General features: G+C 61.7%; 5 protein-coding genes. All 5 read left to right on the top strand.

Annotation, left to right across the window (positions count from 1 at the left end; all coding sequences use genetic code 11):
* A partial coding sequence (locus tag VIH17_09565) for an alanine dehydrogenase (GenBank protein ID HEY4683480.1) occupies nt 1–906 on the top strand: 906 nt, incomplete at its 5' end.
* A gap of 40 nt (nt 907–946) precedes the next feature.
* Nucleotides 947–2263: an acetyl-CoA hydrolase/transferase C-terminal domain-containing protein gene (locus VIH17_09560; protein HEY4683479.1), complete on the top strand. Its 1317-nt coding sequence runs from the start codon at nt 947–949 to the stop codon at nt 2261–2263.
* Nucleotides 2264–2514: 251 nt separating this feature from the next.
* Nucleotides 2515–2772 carry a 4Fe-4S dicluster domain-containing protein gene (locus tag VIH17_09555; protein HEY4683478.1) on the top strand — a complete coding sequence of 86 codons (258 nt, stop codon included), beginning with the start codon at nt 2515–2517 and terminating at the stop codon, nt 2770–2772.
* Nucleotides 2773–2895: 123 nt separating this feature from the next.
* Complete coding sequence (locus VIH17_09550; GenBank protein ID HEY4683477.1) at nt 2896–4011, top strand: 3-methyl-2-oxobutanoate dehydrogenase subunit VorB; 1116 nt, start codon at nt 2896–2898, stop codon at nt 4009–4011.
* A 4-nt stretch (nt 4012–4015) separates the two neighbouring features.
* On the top strand, nt 4016–5398 hold a 1383-nt coding region (locus tag VIH17_09545), incomplete at its 3' end, for a 2-oxoacid:acceptor oxidoreductase family protein (GenBank protein ID HEY4683476.1).

Below are 5398 nucleotides of genomic sequence, written 5' to 3'. Positions count from 1 at the left end.
CCCACCAAGGCGGAATACGAATTGCTCCATCCGGAGCAAATCGTGATGGGGTTCTTTCACCTGGCGGTTTCGCCCCGAGAGGCCTACCAGATTTTGCTCAAGAAGCAGGTAACGGCCATCGGCTTTGAGGTGATTGAGTCCATGGACGGCAACCTGCCCGTGCTCTCGGCGATCAGCGAGATTGCCGGGCAGATGACGGTGCCGATCGCGTCGCATTTACTCGAAACGGAGAGCGGAGGCCGAGGAATTCTTCTCGGCGGCGCTCCGGGCATTCCGCCGGCCCTGGTGGTCATCCTCGGCGCGGGGATTGTCGGGACGCACGCGACGCGAACCGCCGTCGGGGCCGGGGCCCAGGTGATTGTTCTCGACCAGGAGATCAACAAGCTGCGGCGCATTCACAACGAGTTTGGCAACCGGGTGGCCACCGCCATGGCGGACCGGCCGACCATTGAGCGGCTGGTGAAGGCGGCCGATGTGTTGATTGGAGCGGTGCTGATCCACGGTGGCAAGGCGCCTCACCTGGTCAGCGAAGAAATGGTTCGCACGATGAAGCCGGGCAGTGTGATCCTGGACATCTCGATTGACCAGGGGGGGTGCGTTGCTACCTCACGGCCTACCACCCTGGCGCAGCCGACCTTCGTCTATTCCGGCGTGATCCACTATTGCGTGCCCAATATGACGGCCAATATCGCGCGGACGGCCACGGCGGCCCTCTCCCACTCCAGCCTGCCGTACCTCATGCGGATTGCGAATGAGGGCATCGACCGGGCTCTTTATCACAGCCCGGACCTGGCCAAAGGGGTTTACACGTACAACGGCCAGTGCGTGAATCCGGTCATTGCTGAGATCTTCGGCGCCAAGCCCGTCGAAATCTATTCGCTCCTTGGCGAGCAGATCTGGTCATGAGGGGAAGCAAGGGCGAGGGGACGCAAGGAGACCGCCTGCCATGTCGTGGATTGATGTCTTCAAGCGAAAAATTGTAAGCCCGACCGAAGCACTGCGTTGTATCAAGTCCGGCGACAGGGTCTATATCCACCCGGGTTGCGCTGAGCCGGAAGTGCTGGTGGAGGCGCTCTACCAGCGGGCGCCGGAATTGCGCGAGGTCGAGCTGGTTCACCTGCTTACGCTGGGCAACGCCGATTACGTGCGTCCGGAGATGGAAGGGCATTTTCGGCACAACGCCATGTTCATCGGGGGAAACGTTCGTGACGCGGTGAACGCCGGCCGGGCGGATTACATGCCGATCTTTCTGGGCGAGATTGAAGGGCTTTTCCTCAGTGGTGAGATGCCGCTTGACGTTGCCCTGATCACGGTGACGCCGCCCGACGAGCACGGTTATTGCTCGCTGGGCGTGGGCGTGGATACCACGATGACGGCGGTGAAAGTGGCCAAGCATATCGTCGCTGAGGTCAACGATCAGATGCCGCGGACGCTCGGCGATACCTTCGTTCACGTCAGCAAGCTGGATTTCATCGTGGAGAGTTCGCGGCCGCTGTGCGAACTTCCCGAGCACCACGTGACCGATCTCCATCGGATGATCGGGCGGAACATTGCCGATCTCATCGAAGACGGTTCCACCCTTCAAATGGGCATCGGGGGGATACCGGACGCGGTTTTGCTCTACTTGGAGGGCAAGAAAGACCTGGGAGTCCACAGCGAAATGTTTTCGGACGGGCTGATTGAGTTGATCGAAAGGGGCGTCGTCAACGGCGAGCGGAAGTCGATCCACCCGCGCAAGGTGATTGCCGGCTTTTGCCTGGGGACTAGGCGCCTGTTTGACTTCATCCACAACAACCCGATCTTTGAATTTCATCCAACCAGTTACACGAACGATCCGTTCCGCATTGCGCAAAACGATCAAATGATAGCGATCAACGCCGCCTTGCAGGTGGACCTGACCGGGCAGGTGGTGGCCGATTCGATTGGAAGTTATTTCTACAGCGGTTTTGGCGGCCAAGTGGACTTTATCCGCGGCGCGGCGCGCTCGAAGAGCGGCAAGCCGATCATCGCTCTGCCGGCGACTGCCAAGGACGATTCGATTTCCCGGATTGTGCCGATGCTGGACCCCGGCGCGGGCGTGGTCACCTCTCGCGCCGACGTCCACTACGTGGTCACCGAGTACGGCGTGGCTTATCTCCACGGCAAGAACATCCGGCAGCGGGCGGAGGCGCTTATCAACATTGCCCATCCGAAGTTTCGGAACGAACTCCTGGAATACTCGAGCAAGCAGCGCTGGCTGAAGCCGGCCGAAAGACTGGTATGAGCCTGGCGGCCCGCGAGGTAAGGATGGAGTGGGGTGTTCGAGCCACGGCGTTGGCGGCAAACGTGGCGGAAGGCGTTAGCCTTCCCTCTCATGGAAAGGGAATCCGCCCCTGGCGGATGGGGCTAGTGCCGTTCCAACTTGATGAACCTATACATCTCGATCCTGTATGATCAATAAAGCATGCCGTGTGACTTGCGGAAAATGGCCCCAAAGAGTTGGAACGGCACTAGTTGGCATGGCGGAGGGCATTCATGGCGGAAGCGCGCGGAAAGGTTGAGATCAACGCGGAAGAATGCAAAGGCTGTGGCGTCTGCGTGGATGCTTGCCCGCCGGAAGTGCTGGAGCTGGCCCCTGAACTCAACCGCTACGGTTTTCACCCCGCCCGCTACAAAGGCGATGGCTGCACGGGATGCGGGATTTGTTTTTACTGCTGTCCGGAACCGGGGGCCATCACCGTCTATCGGGCGGTGGTGGAAGCAACCAACCGGAAAGCCCCGGTACCAGCTTGAGGGAGGAGCCTCGCCTCGCCACACAAGGCCGGAGCGGGGCGGCTTGCGGCGGCGGGCCTGCCCGCCCGGCAAGCAACACGGTGGGAGTGGGAAGACTTCCCCCGCCGCGATGAGGAGCGATGGATGGCGCGGCAACTGATCAAGGGCAATGAGGCAATTGTCAAAGGAGCCATTCTGGCTGGCTGCCGGGCCTTCTACGGCTATCCCATCACGCCAGCAAGTGAAATTGCCGAAGCGGCAGCACTCTATTTCCCGCAGATCGGCGGCACGTTTGTCCAGGCGGAAAGCGAGGTCGCCGCCATCAATATGGTTTACGGAGCCGCCGCCGCCGGCCAGCGCGCCATGACGGCTTCCTCCGGGCCGGGGTTGAGCTTGATGCAGGAAGGGCTTTCTTACCTGGCCGGGTCAGAACTGCCCTGCGTGGTGGCGGATGTGGTGCGCGGCGGGCCGGGACTGGGCAACATCGGTCCCGAACAGGGCGATTACAACCAGATCGTCAAAGGCGGCGGGCACGGCAATTACCGCACGTTTGTCCTGGCGCCGAACTCCTGCCAGGAGATGTGCGACCTCACCATGCTCGCCTTCGAGCTGGCCGACCGCTATCGCAATCCGGTGATCATCCTCACCGATGGTTACACCGGCCAGATGATGGAGCCGGTGGATTTTGCCGAGGAGGTGGCGGCGGCGCCGGAGAAGGAGTGGGCGGTGCGGGGCGATGCCGGGACGCGGCGCAACTTGATCACTTCCATCTATCTCTCGCACGATGCTTTGGAGGCTCACGTGCGCAAGCTCGAGGAAAAATATCAGCGGGCGGCGCCGGTGGAAGCGCGGCACGAAGCTTATCGGACTGACGATGCCGAATTGCTGGTGGTCGCCTACGGCATCGCCTCGCGGGTGGCCAAGGCCGCGGTGGAACTGGCGCGCAAGGGAGCCATGCGAGTCGGACTTCTCCGCCCCATTACTCTGTGGCCTTTCCCGGAAAAGGCGCTGCAGGAACTCGCTCGACGCATGGACGGGCTGCTGGTGGTGGAGCTGAGCACCGGGCAGATGATTGCCGACGTCCGCCTCTCCATTCACGACGAGCGCCCGGTCAACTTGTGCGCCCGCTTCGGCGGAAACGTGCCGTCCGCCGAGGAGATTCTGGAACAAATCAAACTCTGCTATCACTCCCGCAAGGCCAGGCGCGACGCGCTCGAGGCGGAGCGGCTAGGCCACCTGGTGGGCGGGGCAGGGAGCTGAAACAGTGAGCGAATACCGCGTCATGCAAGAGAAGTCGCCGACCTTCTACGAAAGTTTTTTCCGCCGGGATGAGCTGCAGCACCAGACCCACTATTGCCCGGGCTGTGGCCACGGCGTTATCCACAAGCTGATTGCCGAGGCGATTGACTCCCTTGGCGTGCAGGATCGCACGATCTTGGTCAACCCGGTTGGCTGCGCGGTGTTTGCCTACTACTATTTCGACGTGGGCAATGTGCAAGCAGCCCATGGCCGCGCGCCGGCGGTTGCCACCGGCGTCAAGCGAGCCCATCCGGAGAGCATCGTGCTCAGCTACCAGGGCGACGGCGACCTGGCAGCCATCGGCACCGCCGAGATCATTCACGCCGCCAATCGCGGCGAAAATATCACCGTCTTTTTTGTGAACAACGCCATTTACGGTATGACCGGCGGGCAGATGGCGCCGACCACCCTCGTCGGCCAAAAGAGCACCACCTCGCCCTTCGGACGCAGCGTGGAGAATGAGGGCTTCCCGCTTCGCGTCTGCGAGCTGCTCTCTTCGCTCGAAGCGCCGGTCTATATCGAGCGCGTTTCCACGCACGACAACAAGAGCGTCATGAAAGCGCGCAAGGCCATCCGCAAGGCGCTGGAAATACAAGTCCAGGGGCGCGGGTTTTCTCTCATCGAGTTGCTTTCCCCCTGCCCGACGATCTGGAACATGACGGCGATGGAATCGCGTCAATGGATTGCAGAGAAAATGCTGCCCGTCTTCCCGCTGGGGGTATATCGCGATAAGACGGCTGAGAAGGTTGCGCCTTGGACTCCGCGGAAGGAGCCGGGCAACGCCGAAATACTTGCCATTCTTGACTTCGAAAGGAAAGCGGCCATGGCGAAGGCCCCGGATGCGCTGCCGCACCCGAATCCGGGACGACAGGGATTCCAACAAGCCGGTATGCGCATCGCCGGCTTCGGCGGCCAGGGCGTGCTCCTGCTCGGCCAGTTGATTGCTCAGGCCGGGATGGTGGAAGGGCTGCAGGTGAGCTGGTTGCCGTCCTACGGTCCGGAGATGCGCGGGGGCACCGCCAACTGTCACGTGCGACTTTCCGTGGATACCATTGCCTCGCCGCTGGTTTCTCGCCCTGACATTCTGATTGCTCTCAATGAGCCGGCGCTCCACAAATTCGGGCCGGAGGTGGTGTCCGGCGGTCTCATCCTGTACAACAGCACCGCCTTGCCGGCCGATTTCCACGCCGAGGGAGTGGATGTATTGGTCATGCCGGCCACCGAGATGGCCGATAAACTTGGTAGCACCCGCGCCGCGAACATGGTCATGCTCGGCGCGCTGCTCGAGCGCACCGGCTCGATCCGCGCTGAGACTGTCTTCTCAACGCTTACGCAAGTGATTAAGAAC

The organism is Candidatus Acidiferrales bacterium, assembly GCA_036514995.1.
Taxonomy (GTDB): Bacteria; Acidobacteriota; Terriglobia; order Acidiferrales; family DATBWB01; genus DATBWB01.
Note: the sequence above shows the minus strand (reverse complement) of the source record. Positions and strands in the feature narration are given on the sequence as shown.